The sequence below is a fragment of the Fodinicurvata halophila genome (assembly GCF_042651425.1).
Classification (GTDB): domain Bacteria; phylum Pseudomonadota; class Alphaproteobacteria; order Kiloniellales; family DSM-21159; genus Fodinicurvata; species Fodinicurvata halophila.
In genome coordinates this window covers 18,635-33,617 of record NZ_JBHSCW010000002.1, presented here as the reverse complement: position 1 = coordinate 33,617, position 14,983 = coordinate 18,635, and the positions used below count along the sequence as shown (strand labels likewise).

15 protein-coding genes are annotated in these 14,983 nt (G+C 65.5%); 10 read left to right on the top strand and 5 right to left on the bottom strand.

Going from position 1 to position 14,983, the window contains the following annotated elements; all coding sequences use genetic code 11:
- Positions 1–18 precede the first annotated feature (18 nt).
- Both ACFOW6_RS03960 and mutL read left to right on the top strand, forming a co-directional pair.
- On the top strand, positions 19–1,335 hold the full coding sequence (locus tag ACFOW6_RS03960) for a glucose-6-phosphate isomerase (protein ID WP_382421041.1): 1,317 nt from the start codon (positions 19–21) through the stop codon (positions 1,333–1,335).
- Positions 1,332–3,188: a DNA mismatch repair endonuclease MutL gene (gene mutL / locus ACFOW6_RS03955; protein ID WP_382421040.1), complete on the top strand. Its 1,857-nt coding sequence runs from the start codon at positions 1,332–1,334 to the stop codon at positions 3,186–3,188. Before ACFOW6_RS03960 ends, mutL begins: the two co-directional genes overlap by 4 nt.
- A gap of 5 nt (positions 3,189–3,193) precedes the next feature.
- Here the strand turns inward: mutL and ACFOW6_RS03950 are convergent, their stop codons facing one another.
- Positions 3,194–3,811 carry a LysE family translocator gene (locus ACFOW6_RS03950; protein ID WP_382421039.1) on the bottom strand — a complete coding sequence of 206 codons (618 nt, stop codon included), beginning with the start codon at positions 3,809–3,811 and terminating at the stop codon, positions 3,194–3,196.
- Positions 3,812–4,021: 210 nt separating this feature from the next.
- Here ACFOW6_RS03950 and otsB point away from each other — a divergent pair, with 210 nt between their 5' ends.
- From otsB to ACFOW6_RS03930, 4 genes are read left to right on the top strand one after another with little or no spacing between them, the layout of a single operon-like run.
- Positions 4,022–4,816, top strand: a complete 795-nt coding sequence (gene otsB, locus ACFOW6_RS03945) for a trehalose-phosphatase (RefSeq protein ID WP_382421038.1) — start codon at positions 4,022–4,024, stop codon at positions 4,814–4,816.
- On the top strand, positions 4,816–6,612 hold the full coding sequence (locus tag ACFOW6_RS03940; protein ID WP_382421037.1) for a glycoside hydrolase family 15 protein: 1,797 nt from the start codon (positions 4,816–4,818) through the stop codon (positions 6,610–6,612). Before otsB ends, ACFOW6_RS03940 begins: the two co-directional genes overlap by 1 nt.
- On the top strand, positions 6,609–7,994 hold the full coding sequence (gene otsA, locus ACFOW6_RS03935; protein WP_382421036.1) for an alpha,alpha-trehalose-phosphate synthase (UDP-forming): 1,386 nt from the start codon (positions 6,609–6,611) through the stop codon (positions 7,992–7,994). The genes ACFOW6_RS03940 and otsA overlap by 4 nt, the downstream gene beginning before the upstream one ends.
- A 3-nt stretch (positions 7,995–7,997) precedes the next feature.
- A complete protein-coding gene (locus ACFOW6_RS03930) occupies positions 7,998–9,032 on the top strand; it encodes a glucokinase (RefSeq protein WP_382421035.1) in 1,035 nt (344 codons plus the stop codon).
- On the opposite strand, the gene msrP is transcribed toward ACFOW6_RS03930, so the two are convergent.
- From msrP to ACFOW6_RS03915, 3 genes are all read right to left on the bottom strand, one after another.
- Positions 9,008–10,027 (bottom strand): protein-methionine-sulfoxide reductase catalytic subunit MsrP, encoded by a 1,020-nt coding sequence (msrP, locus tag ACFOW6_RS03925; protein WP_382421034.1) that lies wholly within the window; start codon positions 10,025–10,027, stop codon positions 9,008–9,010. The genes ACFOW6_RS03930 and msrP overlap by 25 nt on opposite strands.
- Before the next feature lie 141 nt (positions 10,028–10,168).
- The gene (locus tag ACFOW6_RS03920) at positions 10,169–10,636 is read right to left on the bottom strand and encodes a Dps family protein (protein ID WP_382421033.1); all 468 of its coding nucleotides are present in this window, start codon (positions 10,634–10,636) and stop codon (positions 10,169–10,171) included.
- A gap of 153 nt (positions 10,637–10,789) precedes the next feature.
- Positions 10,790–11,707 (bottom strand): methyltransferase domain-containing protein, encoded by a 918-nt coding sequence (locus ACFOW6_RS03915; RefSeq protein WP_382421032.1) that lies wholly within the window; start codon positions 11,705–11,707, stop codon positions 10,790–10,792.
- Positions 11,708–11,816: 109 nt separating this feature from the next.
- Here ACFOW6_RS03915 and ACFOW6_RS03910 point away from each other — a divergent pair, with 109 nt between their 5' ends.
- The 3 genes from ACFOW6_RS03910 to ACFOW6_RS03900 all read left to right on the top strand — a co-directional run bounded on the left by ACFOW6_RS03910 (position 11,817) and on the right by ACFOW6_RS03900 (position 13,803).
- The gene (locus ACFOW6_RS03910) at positions 11,817–12,536 is read left to right on the top strand and encodes a ComF family protein (protein ID WP_382421031.1); all 720 of its coding nucleotides are present in this window, start codon (positions 11,817–11,819) and stop codon (positions 12,534–12,536) included.
- 134 nt (positions 12,537–12,670) lie between these two features.
- Positions 12,671–12,940: a glutaredoxin 3 gene (grxC, locus tag ACFOW6_RS03905; RefSeq protein ID WP_382421192.1), complete on the top strand. Its 270-nt coding sequence runs from the start codon at positions 12,671–12,673 to the stop codon at positions 12,938–12,940.
- Positions 12,937–13,803: a carbon-nitrogen hydrolase family protein gene (locus ACFOW6_RS03900; protein WP_382421030.1), complete on the top strand. Its 867-nt coding sequence runs from the start codon at positions 12,937–12,939 to the stop codon at positions 13,801–13,803. The genes grxC and ACFOW6_RS03900 overlap by 4 nt, the downstream gene beginning before the upstream one ends.
- A 27-nt stretch (positions 13,804–13,830) precedes the next feature.
- Here the strand turns inward: ACFOW6_RS03900 and ACFOW6_RS03895 are convergent, their stop codons facing one another.
- Positions 13,831–14,379 (bottom strand): class I SAM-dependent methyltransferase, encoded by a 549-nt coding sequence (locus ACFOW6_RS03895; protein WP_382421029.1) that lies wholly within the window; start codon positions 14,377–14,379, stop codon positions 13,831–13,833.
- Positions 14,380–14,430: 51 nt separating this feature from the next.
- On the opposite strand from ACFOW6_RS03895, the gene ACFOW6_RS03890 reads away from it, so the two are divergent.
- Entirely contained in the window at positions 14,431–14,979 is a 549-nt protein-coding gene (locus ACFOW6_RS03890) for a DUF1178 family protein (RefSeq protein ID WP_382421028.1), read from the top strand.
- Positions 14,980–14,983: the final 4 nt, after the last annotated feature.

The window sequence follows — 14,983 nt, the reverse complement described above, 5'->3', positions numbered from 1 at the left end:
GAGCCTGAAGGAGGGAGCATGCCGTTTCGTATCGATGTGGAAGGCTGTCTGACAGAGCCCGGACGTGACGACGCCCTGACCGGAGAGGACCTGAAGGCGGGCCTGGAGACGCTGACGCCCGCGACCCGCAAGCTGGCGGAGCAGCGCGCGGCGGGCTCGGGTCCGGAATTCCTGCAGCTGCCCGAACGCACCGAGGACCTGGCCCGGGCGGGCGAGCTCGCCGCCTCGCTGGCCGAAACCTGCGACGATATCCTGATTCTGGGCACCGGCGGTTCGTCGCTGGGCGCTCAGGCTCTCTACGCGCTAGCCGACAGCGGCTACGGCAACAGGCTGGGCGGGCCCAACCTGCATTTCCTGGACAACGTGGATCCGCACAGCTTCGACGATTTCCTCGCCGCCGTGGACCTGCCCCGTCTCGGCGTGGTGGCGGTTTCCAAGTCCGGCGCTACGGCCGAAACACTGTGCCAGACCATGCTTGTTCTCGAGGCCCTGCTGACCGAGGTCGACGAAAGCCGCCTGGCCCGCCAGGTGGCGGTGATTACGGAGCCCAAGGACAGTCCGCTCAAGGCCTTGGCCGAACGCTATCACCTGCCCTGCCTGGATCATGACGAGGGCGTGGGCGGGCGTTATTCGGTGCTCTCCGTGGTGGGCCTGTTGCCGGCACTGCTGGCGGGCCTGGATGCGGCGGCCCTGCGCCGCGGCGCGAAGGAGGTCCTGGATCGCAGCCTCGGCGGGGGCGCTGAGGAGCGGGGGTCGCCGCAGGCCGGGGCAGTCCTGTCCGTCGAGTATGCCCGCCGCGCCGGGCTGACCCAGAGCGTGCTGATGCCCTATCTGGACCGCCTGGGATATTTCGGCCTGTGGTTCCGGCAGCTCTGGGCCGAGAGCCTGGGCAAGCAGGGCCGCGGCCTGACCCCGATCCGCGCCATGGGCGCGGTGGACCAGCACAGCCAGCTGCAGCTCTACCTGGAAGGCCCCCGGGACAAGCTCTTCACCCTGATCCGCATGTCCGAGGCGCCCGAGGGCGCTTCCATTCCGGCGGATCTGGCTGAGGATCCGGCCCTGGATTACCTGGCCGGGCACAGCATGGGCGACCTGCTGGATGCCATGGCCCGGGCCACCGCCGAGACCCTGATCCGGCATCGCCGCCCGACACGGGTCATCACGCTGGACGACCTGGACGAAACCGTGCTGGGCGGCCTGCTGATGCATTTCATGCTGGAAACGGTCTTCGCCGCCGAACTGCTGCAGGTGAATCCCTTCGACCAGCCGGCAGTGGAGGAAGGCAAGCAGCTGGCGCGCGATTACCTGAAGAAGGGGGCAAGAGAGTCCGCATGACGATCCGACGCCTGCCGGAGACACTGGTCAACCGCATCGCCGCCGGGGAGGTGATCGAACGTCCCTCCGCCGTGGTCAAGGAACTTGTGGAGAACGCCCTGGATGCGGGTGCGGGACAGATTGCAGTCTCGCTGCGAGAAGGTGGCTGTGCCTATCTCTGCGTCAGCGATGACGGAGGCGGGATGTCGCCCGAAGAGCTGACGCTGGCGCTGGAGCGTCATGCCACATCGAAGCTGCCCGACGACGACCTGGTGCATATCGATTCGCTGGGATTCCGGGGCGAGGCCCTGCCGTCCATCGGTGCGGTGGCGCGTGTGAGTCTTGCCAGCCGCCAGGCGGGCGCGTCCGAGGCCTGGTCGGTCTCCGTGGAAGGCGGCCGGATGGACCAGCCGAAACCGGTCGCGCTGGGCCACGGCACCCGCGTGGAGGTGCGCGACCTGTTCTTCGCCACGCCGGCCCGCCTGAAGTTCCTCAAGACGGCGCGCACGGAACAGGGCTATGTCCGGGACGGCGTGGAGCGCCTCGCCATGGCACATCCCAACGTGGCCTTCACGCTGAGCGACGAGAAGAAGACGGTCCTGAACCTGGAAAGCGGCGGACCGGAGCTCTTCGATGCCCGGCGCAAGCGGTTGTCTGCCATCCTGGGCCGTGAATTCGGCGAAAACTGCCTGCCGGTCGAGGCCGTGCGCGAGAAGCTGCGCCTGGAGGGCCTGATCGGCCTGCCCACCTACAACCGGGCCAATGCCCAGCAGCAGTTCCTCTTCGTCAACGGTCGGCCGGTGCGCGATCGCCTGCTGCTGGGGGCGATCCGCGGCGCCTACCAGGACTTCCTGGCGCGCGACCGCCATCCTGTGGTGGCGCTGTTCCTGGAACTGCCTCCGGAGGAGGTGGATGTGAACGTCCACCCCGCCAAGGCCGAGGTGCGGTTCCGGGATCCGGGGCTGGTGCGCGGCCTGATCGTCTCGGCCTGCCGCCATGCCCTGGCCGAGGCCGGGCACAGGGCGTCGACCACCGTTGCCGGCTCGGCCCTGGGCTCCTTCCGTCCCGGCGGTGCGCCGCCGGGCGGTGGAGGTTACAGACCGGCCGCGCCCCAGGGTTGGCACCAGCCTGCCGCGGCGGGATTTGCCGAGGGCGCTGACAGCTACCATGCTCCGTTGCCGGGCCTCCAGGCACCGCCGTCAGGACGGCAGGCGGAGGCCACTGCCGAAGCCGTCGCGCAGGAGGCGGATTCGCAACCGGCGACGGTTCACGAGCCCGCGATCCCGGTGGATGACTATCCCCTGGGCGCGGCCCGCGCGCAGCTGCACGAGACCTATGTGGTGGCGCAGACGCGCGACGGCATCGTGATCGTCGACCAGCACGCCGCGCATGAGCGACTGGTGTACGAGCGCATGAAAGAGGAGATCGCCGCCCGCGGGGTGGCGCGTCAGGCCCTGTTGATCCCCGAAGTGGTGGAGCTGGATGAAGCCGCCGCCGCGCGTGTGCTGGCGCGCCGCGAGGAACTGTCCGAACTCGGCCTGGAAGTCGAGGGCTTCGGTGAAGGCAGCCTGCTGGTGCGCGAGGTTCCGGCCCTGATGGGACGCCTGGATGTCCAGGGACTGATTCGCGACCTTGCCGACGAGCTCGCCGAGATGGACCAGGCGTTGAGCCTGAGGGAAAAGCTTGAGGAGGTTTGTGGCACGCTGGCCTGCCACGGTTCGGTCAGGGCCGGGCGGCGTCTCAACACGGAGGAGATGAACGCCCTGCTGCGGCAGATGGAGGCCACGCCGCACAGCGGGCAGTGCAACCACGGCCGCCCCACCTACGTGGAGCTGAAGCTGGCCGATATCGAGCGCCTTTTCGGCCGGCGCTGACGGCCCTACTGGTTGCCGAAGATCATCACCAGCACCCCCAGCAGCATCAAGACCGTTCCGGCGCAGCGGTTCACCCAGATCAGGGTGCGCCGGTCCAGATGATGCCGGATGGCTGAGACCAGGCCGGTCAGGCAGGCCCACCAGGCCATCGATCCCAGGAAGATGCCGCCGACGACCTGCAGGGCGTGGCTGGAGTCCTGGATCGCCTTGCCCATCTCCAACGCGGCGAAGATGGCGATGAAGCCCACCAGGACCAGCGGATTGGCCAGGGTCAGCATGAAGGAGGTCGCGAAGGTCGAGCCGCTGAGAGTCACACCCCGCGGCAAGCGGGCCTCCGGCTTCTGGAAGAAGGTGCGCAGGCCCAGCAGGATGATCACAGCGCCGCCGCCGAAGCGCAGGATGTCCCTGAAGGGCATCATCTCCTCGGCCACCCAGCGCGCGCCATAGGCCACCAGCGCCGCATAGACGACATCGGCCGCCGCCACGCCCAGTCCCGTGGACAGGCCGGCACCAATGCCGCGGCTCAGCGTGCGCTCGATGCACAACAGGCCGATCGGCCCCAGCGGAACGGCCACGGCAAAGCCGATGACGAGAGCCTGCAGGAATAAAGGGAGAAGGTCCATCGACAGCCTTTTGCCGGTCCAGGCGGGTCACGCCCTCCTAAAAGCCTCTTCGGGAGTCCGAAGGCAAGTGATAATCCTGTTGCCCGGCCACGCAGCCGAGTCAGGGAAGCGAGATGGCCGGTTGCCTGGCAGCGGGTGAGGGACTAGGTTAGGTCCTTGAAAAGGCGCATTTAAGGCGCTTCCCGTTTTCCAGTCCTGCAAGGCGAGGTCATGATTCGGGCCGCAGAACCTGCGACACAGCCCCCAGATGCTGTACCCGAGTTTTCCGGTGATTGGGCGTTGTTCCTTGATGTGGACGGCTCTCTTCTCGATATTGCCGATCATCCAGGCGATGTCCGGGCCGACGAGGTGCTGGTCCAGAGTCTCGCCTGCCTGCGCAGCCGGCTCTGCGGCGCGCTGGCCCTGATCAGCGGCCGGCCGCTGAAGGAACTGGACAGCCTGTTTGCTCCTCTGCATCTTCCGGCGGCCGGCCAGCACGGACTTGAGCGGCGCAGCGCCAGCGGGCAACTGCTGCCCGGGTTCGATCTGCCCGAGGGGTTCTCGCAGGTGGAATCGCGCCTGGCGCTCTTCGTGGATTGCCATCCCGAACTGTTCCTGGAACGCAAGTCCCGTGGACTGGCCCTGCACTATCGCCAGGCCCCGGAGTTGGAACGCGAGGTGCTGGCCTTGGCGGAGGCTCTGGTGCCCACCTGTACGCCCCCGCTGCTGCTGCAGCGCGGCAAGATGGTGGTCGAACTGCGTGTGCCGGGCAGCAACAAGGGTACGGCCATTGCCGCCTTCATGGCGGAGCGGCCCTTCGCCGGGCGGCGCCCGATCTTCATCGGCGACGATATCACCGACGAAGACGGATTTCGCAAGGTGAACGAACTGGACGGGCATTCCGTCCTGGTCGGTTCGCGGGACAGCGCTGCGCGCTGGTCCATTGCTTCGGCCGCGGACCTGCGGCGCTGGCTGAGTCAGCTGGCAAGCGACGTTTCATCCGAGCAGACGCGCGAAAGGACGTAATGACGGACAAGGTAAACCCCGGCCTCGACCTGGCCGTGATCGGGAATTGTGTTCTCGGGGCGCTCGTGGACCGCGCGGCGCGCATCGTCTGGTGCTGCTTTCCGGATTTCGAAAGCGACCCCTGGTTCAATGCCCTGCTGGGCGGAGAGGAAACCGATCAGGGGCTCTTCGCCATCGACCTCGACGGCTACGAACGGTCCGAGCAGTTCTACCAGCGCAATTCCGCCGTTCTTACCACCCGGCTCTATGCCGGCGACGGCAGTGCCATCGAGGTGACCGACTGTGCGCCACGCTACAAGCAGTTCGACCGCACCTTCCGCCCGACCATGGTGGTGCGCCGTATGCGACCATTGTCGGGAACCCCGCGTGTACGCGTACGCTTGCATCCAAGGTATGGTTATGGTGCCGCGCAGCCAGAGCGAACCCGTGGCAGCAACCATGCCCGATTCGTGTCGCCGGGTCTTACCCTGCGCCTCTACACCACCTCGCCGATGTCCTATGTGCTCTCGGAGCGCTGGTTTCTGCTGGAGCAGGACGAATACCTCATCCTGGGGCCGGACGAGAGCCTGACGGAATCCATCGAGGCCACGGCCGTACGCATGATCGAGCAGACCGATGCCTACTGGCGTGGCTGGACGCGCTCGCTTTCGATTCCCTTCGAGTGGCAGGAGGCGGTCATCCGCGCCGCCATCACCCTGAAGCTCAGCAATTTCGAAGAGACCGGCGCCATCATCGCCGCGCTGACCACCTCGATTCCCGAAGCGCCCGATTCGGGGCGCAACTGGGACTACCGCTTCTGCTGGCTCAGGGATTCGTACTTCGTGGTCAATGCGCTGAACCGACTTGGTGCGACCAAGACCATGGAGGGGTTCCTGCGCTATATCCTGAACATCGTCAGCAGCGCCCAGGACGGCTATCTGCAGCCGGTCTTCGGGATTGGCCTGGACGAAAAACTGGACGAGCGGAAGATCGACAGCCTGCCCGGCTATCGCGGCATGGGACCAGTACGGGTCGGCAATCAGGCTTATACCCAGATCCAGAACGACGGCTATGGCAGCGTGATCCTGGCGGCCACGCAATGCTTCTTCGATTGCCGTCTGATGTCGCCGGGGGGCGTGGAGCTGTTCCACCGCCTGGAGGCATTGGGCGAACAGGCCCGTCTGCGCTTCGACCAGCCGGATGCAGGCCCCTGGGAACTGCGCGGGACACAGAAGGTCCACACCTATTCCAGCCTGATGTGCTGGGCGGCCTGCGACCGCCTGGCACGGATCGCGGCTCACCTCGGCCTGGAGGACCGCAAGGGCTTCTGGCGCTCGGAGGCCGACCGCCTGCGCGCGGTCATCATGGAGCGCAGCTGGAATGAAAAGGTATCGAGTTTCGTCGAATCGTTTGATGGTGAGGAGATCGACGCCAGCTTGCTGCTGATGCACGAACTGGGGTTCATCGCCGCGGACGACCCGCGCTATCTCGGGACGCTGGCGGCGGTGGAACGCGAGCTCAAGAAGGGCAACTATCTCTATCGCTACCATGCCCCCGACGATTTCGGTGTCCCCGAGACCGCATTCACGATTTGCACCTTCTGGTACATTGATGCGCTGTCCGCCGTGGGGCGCAAGGAAGAGGCGAGGGAGCTGCTGGAGCACATGATGTCCTGCCGCAATCACGTGGGCCTGCTCTCCGAGGACCTGCATCCGGAGACGGGAGAGCTCTGGGGCAATTTCCCGCAGACCTATTCCCTGGTCGGAATCGTGCATTCGGCGACGCGGCTGAGCAAAAGCTGGGAGGCCCTGGAATGAGGCGGACCGTCATCGTTTCCAATCGTGTGGCCTCGATCACGGAAGGCAGCTCGAAGGGAGGTGCCGGTGGACTGGCCGTGGCCATCCTGGAGACGCTGCGCGAGAGCAAGGGGTTGTGGTTCGGCTGGAGCGGGAACGTCCGGGAGGCCCCGTTGGACACGCCGAAGCATAGCGCGCCTACGCAGGCCAATCCCTTCGAGACGGTCACGGTGGACCTTACCCCGGCCGAGCACAGCGGCTACTACAACGGCTATGCCAACCGCATTCTCTGGCCGGTGCTGCATTACCGCAGTGACCTTATGGAGTATCACAGCGAACATTTCCGCACCTATCAGCGTGTGAACGCGAACTTCGTCAGCCAGTTGGTTCCCTTGCTCAAGGAAGACGACCTGATCTGGCTGCACGACTATCACCTGATGATGGCGCCGCGGGACCTGCGCCAGGCCGGCGTTAAGAACCGCATCGGCTTCTTCCTGCACACGCCCTTCCCCTCGGCCGATGTCTTCGCCACTTTGCCCAACCACCGCGAACTGGTCTCCTCGCTGTGTCACTGCGACCTGATCGGTTTCCAGTCCCCGACCGACCTGCGCTCATTCGAGGATTACATCACCCACGAGGCCGGGGGGCAGGTGCATGCCAATGAAGAGTTCGAGGCTTTCGGCCGGCAGTTCAGGGCCCAGGTCTTCCCCATCTCCATCGACCCCGACGGCTTTGCCAGCGCAGCCGAAGAGAGCGAGCGCTCGGATGTCGCGAACCGTCTGCGCGAAAGCCTGGACGGGCGCTCGCTGATGGTCGGAGTCGATCGGCTGGACTACAGCAAGGGCCTGCCCGAACGCTTCCTGTCCTTCGAGCATCTCCTCGATCGCTATCCCGAGAATCGCCAGCGCGTCACCTTCCTGCAGATCGCCCCCTATTCGCGCATCGACGTGCCGGAATACAAGCTGATCCGCAGCCGGCTGGAAGGGTTGTCGGGGCGCATCAACGGACGCTTTGCCGAAGTGGACTGGACGCCGCTGCGCTATATCAACCGCGGACTGGCGCGCAGGACCCTGGCCGGGGTCCTGCGTCACAGCCGGGTGGCCCTGGTGACACCCCTCAGGGACGGAATGAACCTTGTCGCCAAGGAATACGTGGCGGCCCAGGATCCCGAGGATCCGGGGGTTCTGGTGCTCTCCCGCTTTGCCGGTGCGGCTCACGAACTGAAGGAAGCCCTGATCGTCAATCCGCTGGACTACGAAAACACCGGAGAAGCCGTGCAGCGGGCGCTCAGCATGTCCCTGGAGGAACGCAAGGAGCGCTGGTCCGCTCTGATGGACACCATTCGCCAACAGGATATCACGGCCTGGCGCAGGAGTTTCATCGCGGCGCTGGAGGCCACCTGAGGCATGGGGGTGTCACGCGGAGACCGGAAGGGCTGTTGGCTTCTCGCCGATATCGGCGGGACGAACGCACGCTTTGCTCTCTATGACGGGGAGAGCGGCCTTGGAAGTGCCCCCTTGCATCGCCAGGTGGTCGAGGCGCGCGAGGACCTGGATTTCCTGAGCGCGTTGAAGTCCTTTCTGAAGGAGGCAGGGGACCGAGCGCTTGTGGCGACTGCCCTGGCCGTGGCTGCGCCGATTCGCGGCCGCGTGATCCAGATGACCAATCGCGGCTGGCGCATCGACATTCCGGCCCTCGAGCGATACCTGAGCGGAAGCGAGCTGCTCCTGCTCAACGACTTCACCGCCCAGGTGCTCGCCTTGCCAGTCCTGGGAGCGGAGAGCTGTCGAGCACTGAACGACAGGCCGGTTCACGACCAGTCTGCCCGAGTCCTGCTGGGGCCGGGAACGGGCCTCGGCATGGCAGGCCTGCTGCCTCTGGGTGGCGGTCGCTGGCGCCCGGTGGTGGGAGAAGGCGGTCACATGACCCAGGCGGCCCTGGAGGACAGCCAGGCGGATGTGCTGGCTCGTGTGCGGCGGCGTTTCGGCCATGCCTCGGTGGAGCGGGTGGTGAGTGGGGCGGGACTGGTGGTCCTGTTTCAGGCCGTGGCGGAGGGCGAGGGCAAGACAGTCCCGGACCTCTCGCCTTCCGATGTCGTGGCGCGGGCGGCCAAAGAGCAGTGCCCCCTTGCCCAGGCCGCAGTTGGATTCTTCACCGATTTCCTGGCCATTAGCGCCGGCAATGCCGCCCTGGCCTTTGGCGCATTCGGCGGCTTGTACCTGACCGGGGGCGTGTTGCGGCACCTGGGCCCGCTGTTCGATGAGCAGCGCTTTCGACGCATTTTCGCCGACAAGGGCCGTTTCGCCGACTATCTGGAGGACGTACCGCTTTTCCGGGTGGTTCAGCGCGATCCGGCCTTCACCGGGCTGCTCAACCTGCTGTCGCTGCCCGAGGAAGAGCGCGTGGCCTGTGCGGCCTATCGGAAGAGCCGGTCGCCCTGATCCATGCCGGCGTAGAGTTCGGCCACGTAATCGCCATAGCCGTTGTAAAGCTGGGTCGGCACGTGCTCATCGGTGCCGATCACCCGTTCCTCCGCCTGGCTCCAGCGCGGATGCGCCACCTCCGGATTGACGTTGGCCCAGAAGCCGTACTCGTTGCCCGCGATCTCTTCCCAGAAGGACACCGGACGCTCGCGCGTGAAGGCGATGGAGACGATCGACTTGATCGACTTGAAACCGTACTTCCAAGGCACAACCAGGCGCAGCGGAGCCCCGTTCTGCTTGGGCAGGGGGGCGCCGTACATACCGGTTCCCATGAAGGCCAGCTCGTTGCCGGCTTCCTCCATCGTCAATCCTTCCACGTAGGGCCAGGGATACCAGCCGGCGCGCTGGCCGCTCATGACCTCGGGGTCCTCCAGGGTCGTGAACCGGATGTAGCGGGCCTCGGAAGTCGGACGGGCCAGGTCCAGCAGATGGCTCAACTGGAAGCCGGACCAGGGGATCACCATAGACCAGGCCTCGACACAGCGCAGGCGGTAGACGCGCTCCTCCAGCGGCATTTGCTTCAGCAGGTCGTCGATGGCAATGTCGAAGGGGTCCTCAACCTCGCCCTCGACCCTCAAGGTCCAGGGACGGATCGGCAGGGACTGAGCCTTCTGCCAGATGGTCTTGGACGAGCCGAATTCATAGAAATTGGTATAGGTGCCGCTCAGCTCCCGTTCCGTGATCGCGCGCTCGACCTGATAGCGGTCGTTGCGCTCCACGGGGTAGAGATCGGCCGAGGGATCCTCGGGGACTTGAGCGAAGGGCCCCCCTTCGGCCGCGTTGGCCTCGGTGGAGCCGTCCATGTCGCTGCAGGCGGAGAGCAGGCTGCAGCCGGCAAGCAGCAGCGACCCCGCGCCGGCCGCCTTTATGATGCGGCGGCGATTGCGGAAAACCTCCTCGGGGGTGACCTGGCTTTCCGGGATTTCCCAGCCGCGTTTCCTGCGGATCAGCATTGGGCATCTCCTCACGTATTATCCTGATCCCAGAGATAGGCCGAAAGCAGCCCAAGTCAAAATCACAACTTCGTGCGTAGCTGCCCATGAAAAAAGCCCGCGGCGGGGCCGCGGGCTTTTCGTGAGGGCTCTTGCAGAACCTTATTCGAGATGGGAACGAAGCATCCAGGCAGCCTTCTCGTGGGCGGCGAGACGCTGAGTCAGCAGATCGGCCGTCGCTTCGTCCGTGGCGCTCTCCGTGGCCGGGAAGACCGAGCGGGCGGTGCGGGCAACTGTTTCGTTGTCCTCCGCCAGTTGGCGCAGCATGGTTTTGGAATCCGGCACGTCCTCGGCTTCCTCGATGGACTTCAGCTGCGAAAAGGCCTTGTAGCTGCCCGGCGCGGTGTGCCCTAGCGCCCGGATGCGCTCGGCAATCTCGTCAACCGCGGCGGCCAGTTCCTTGTACTGCTCCTCGAAGAGATTGTGCAGTGCGGAGAACTGCGGTCCGCTCACGTTCCAGTGGAAATTGTGCGTCTTGAGATAAAGCGTGTAACTGTCGGCCAGGACCTTGGAGAGACCCTCGGAAATGGTCTTGCGGTCTTCGGCGGGAATTCCGGTATTGAGCGACATGATTGTTCTCTCCTTCTTTCGGGATAGGGGAATCGTCCGGGAGCGGTCACCCGTATGCTTTGTGTTACCCTCAATAGATAGGTCATCTTATCGCAGTTGCAACATATTTTTGAAAGCTTCCAATAAATAATATAATTATATGATATATAATAATTATTCTGAGGAAACGGGGTCGTCGGTGCTCTCCTCCTGGCTGTCGAGGGCATCGGCGAGACGGTGCTCGGCACTGCCGGGACGCAACGGGCTGGGTTGGCTCTCGTGCGGCGACCAGGCGGTCATGTAGAAGACCTGGAAGGTGGCCGGCAGGCGCCCGTCGTCAGTCGCGAACTGCTCGAAATAAAGACGTGCCGCCTGGGCCAGGGTCTGCCTGCGCGTAAAGGTCTGGCGGCGGTGGCGTGCGGCATTGCTTTCCCCCATCGCACGCAGGTCCTGCATCAGGCGAAAGGGGTCCGCATAGGTTACGGTCAAGGTATCGGAATCGGCGACCGGCAGGGCAAAGCCGCTGCGCTGGAGCAGGCCCCCCAGGTCGCGCAGTTCGGTCATGGGAGAGATGCGCGGGCTGAGGCCGTTCTCCAGCATGGTTTCTGCCTGGACCAGGCTGCTGCGCAATTCGAAGAGGGTGTCTCCGCCACAAACGGCCACAAGCAGAAGGCCGTCGGGACGCATGGCCTGACGCAATTGAAGCAGGCAGCCGGGCAGGTCGTTCACCCAGTGCAGGTCAAGAACGCTGAACACCAGGTCGAAGGAGGCCGGCGCAAAGGGCAGGGCTTCCTCGTCGGCCACCAGGACCGGTCGTTCGTCGCTGCGCGCCCGGGCGGCCATCGCAGGGGAGACGTCGCAGGAGACGAGACGGGCTTCAGGATACTTCCGCTGCAAAGCTGCAGAGAACCCGCCAGTGCGGCATCCCAGTTCGAGGATGGAGGAAAAGTCGCGCTTCACGTCGTCCAGACGGTCGAGCAGGCGTTCCCCCACCTCCATGAACAGGAAGTCGTGGTCCCCGAAGCCGGCTGCGGCCCGGTCGCGATGCCGGCGCAGGATCCGCCGGTCGAAAATCTCGATCGAATCATCCATAGTGTAAGATATGGCCCAGCAGGCGGGTTGGAGAAAGCCCCGAATCCCTTCTGCGCAGACTCGGGAGTGACGTGTCATGCAGCTTCGAGCCCCTCGCAGGAGCGGAGGTTTGGCAACGTTGGTGGACGTGATCCTGCCACCGCTTTGTCCCGGCTGCAGCCAGCCTGTGGGAAAGCAGGGATTGATCTGCGGCGATTGCTGGGGCGGTCTGACCTTTTTGAGCGCGCCGTTGTGTGCCGCTTGCGGTCTGCCCTTCGCCTATGAGGCGGAAGACACCGCTCTTTGCGGCGCCTGCCTGCGGCGCCATCCGTCCTGCCAGCGTATCCGGAGCGCGGTTGCCTATGGGGAGGTCAGCCGCGAGATGGTCCTTCGTTTCAAGCATGCCGACCACCTTCAGTCCGCGCCGGTCTTTGCCGAGTGGATGCGCAGGGCGGGAGGGGAGCTACTGGACAACTGCGATCTGGTGGTTCCGGTCCCGCTTCATCACTGGCGGCTGTTCCGGCGCCGATACAACCAGGCCGCCCTTCTGGCGCGCCCACTTGCGAAGGCTGCGCCCCAGGCGCGTCTGGCCGCGGATCTGCTGCAGCGCACCCGGAAGACACCCTCGCAGGGGCAGATGAGTGCCTCCGAACGGGAGCGGAATGTGCGCGGCGCATTTGCCGTGCGCTCCGGCTGGGAGGAACGAGTGGCTGGCGCGCGGGTTCTGCTGATCGACGACGTCTACACCACCGGGGCCACGCTGGAATCCTGCGCAAGAACGCTGGTGCGCGCCGGAGCCGCCCAGGTGGAGGCACTGACCCTGGCGCGGGTGGTGCGCACGGAAATCTGAGGAATCCGGCGGCCTGATCGCCGCCGGGGGTCTTTTCCTGCTGCCGGCGAACGGGCATGATACGTCATGCCTTGTCCTTCGCGTCGAGGACGCGAACGCAGGCCGAGGACATCATGGAATCGCAGAGGCGGATGATGGCAGAGATAGAGATCTATTCTACATTCATGTGCCCCTATTGCTATCGAGCGAAGAAGCTGCTGGATGGCAAGGGGGCCTCCTATGTGGAAATCGATGTGTTCTCTGCTCCCCGACGACGCGTTGAGATGACCGAGCGTGCCGGCGGAAAGTCCACGGTGCCGCAGATCTTCATCGACGGGCAGCACGTGGGCGGATGCGACGAGCTCTATGCCCTCGATGCGGCCGGCCAGCTGGATCCCTTGCTGGAAGGACGGGCCGGATCATGAGCGACAGCACAGCTGCGACGGGCTTCAAGGCCGGCTGCATCCAGATGACGGCCGGCCCGGAGCTGCAGGGCAACATCGATCAGGCCTCGCAGCTTATTCGCCAGGCGGCGGGGCAGGGTGCTGACTTCGTCCTGACGCCGGAGAACACCAGTTTCATGATTCCCGGGCGTCGGAACATCCTGGCCAACGCCCTTCCCGAAGAGGGGCACCCAGCCCTGGAGGCCTTTTCGGCCCTGGCCCGTGAGCTGGGCATCTGGCTGCTGCTCGGCTCGCTGACCATCGATCCGCGCACGTCGGCGGAGGCCGCGGCGGCGCCTCCCGAGCGTGTGGCCAACCGGTCCTTCCTGGTGACCCCAGAGGGGACGATCGCGGCGCGCTATGACAAGATCCACATGTTCGACGTGGATATCCCGGACGGACAGACCTATCGCGAGTCCCGGACTTTCCGCCCGGGTGGCGACGCGGTCACGGCCGAGCTGCCGTGGGGCCGGCTGGGTATGACGGTGTGCTACGATGTCCGTTTTGCCGGCCTTTACCGACAGCTGGCACGTGCCGGTGCCGCGTTCATTTCCGTACCGGCGGCGTTCACCCGCTTCACCGGCCGGGCGCATTGGCACGTGCTCTTGCGGGCGCGGGCAATCGAGACGGGGTGTTTCATCCTTGCCCCGGCCCAGTGCGGCACCCATGCCGAGGATCGCCAGACCTACGGCCATGCGCTGATCGTGGCTCCCTGGGGCGAGGTCCTGGCCGATGCGGGCGAGGACCCCGGCGTGGTGGTGGCCGAGATCGATCCCGCGCGGGTGGGCGAAGCCCGCGGCATGGTGCCCTCTCTGAGCTATGACAGTGTGTATGCCGGCGCCTGAGACGGCCGCGCCTCGACAGTCGTGCTGTCAGGCCGCTTCCCGCCGGGCGACGATGCGCTGGATACAGGCCGGGCGTGGCTGCTCGAACTGCAGGTCCTCGTAGGCCAGCACGTGCAGCCGGCCGGCAAATGCCTGCAGCAGCTCCCCCGGGTTCAGCAGATGATCCGGATTGGAGGGTTTGCCGAAGCGCTCGTTGCCCCGCGCGAAGGTCTCGTAGATCAGCAGGCCGCCGGGCTCGACGGCTTCCAGCAGGGCCGGCAGGAGCGGGCGGTGCAGGTAGTTGGTGACCACCACGGCGCCGAAGCCGCGGCCGGCAAACGGCGGCCGGCCCTCCTGTTCCAGGTCGGCTTCCATGATTGTCAGGCCCGCCCGGTCCTCCAAATCCCGAAGGGCCCGAACATCGTGGTCCACTGCGACCACGGGGTGCCCGCGCCCGAGGAAATAGCGGGTGTGACGGCCAGCGCCGCTGGCGATGTCCAGAACCGGACGTCCCTCGGGCACCAGGGTTGCGAACCGGCAGACCCAGGCAGAGGCAGGCTGGTCCGGGTCGCAGTGCGAGGCTTTACTTACATTCATGCGAATGCCATCTAGTGGTGAGTGAGCAATGTGCCGGGTATGGCTTGAATCATGATTCTCTACTCTCTCAGATGCGAGCAGGCGCATCAATTCGATGTCTGGTTCCGCGACAGCTCGGCCTATGACCGGCAGGTGGCCGAGGGCGTTGTCGTCTGTCCGCAGTGCGGCTCGCAGAAGGTGGAGAAGGCGATCATGGCCCCGCGCCTCTCGAAGGGTGCAGCCGGAGGCGAGGAGACGGAGGCCGCCAGCCAGGGCAAGGAGGTTGTTCCAGCCGCCGGCCATGGCGAGCAGGCCAGCGCCAACGCCGCACCCGAGGCCAATGCCGCACCGAGTTCCAATGCCAGTACGGAAGCCGGCGAGGGGCAGACAGCGCCCACCGAGGCCGAGGTGCGACAGGCCCTGAGACAGCTGCGCCAGTACGTTGAGGCGAACAGCGATTATGTCGGCTCTGGCTTTGCCGAGGAGGCCCGTCGCATACATAACGAAGAGGCGCCGCAGCGCAATATCTACGGCGAAACCACAGCCGAGGAGGCCGAGGAACTGGAGGACGAAGGGGTGCCCTTCGCCCGCGTCCCCTGGATCAACCGCGAGGACGCCTGAGATC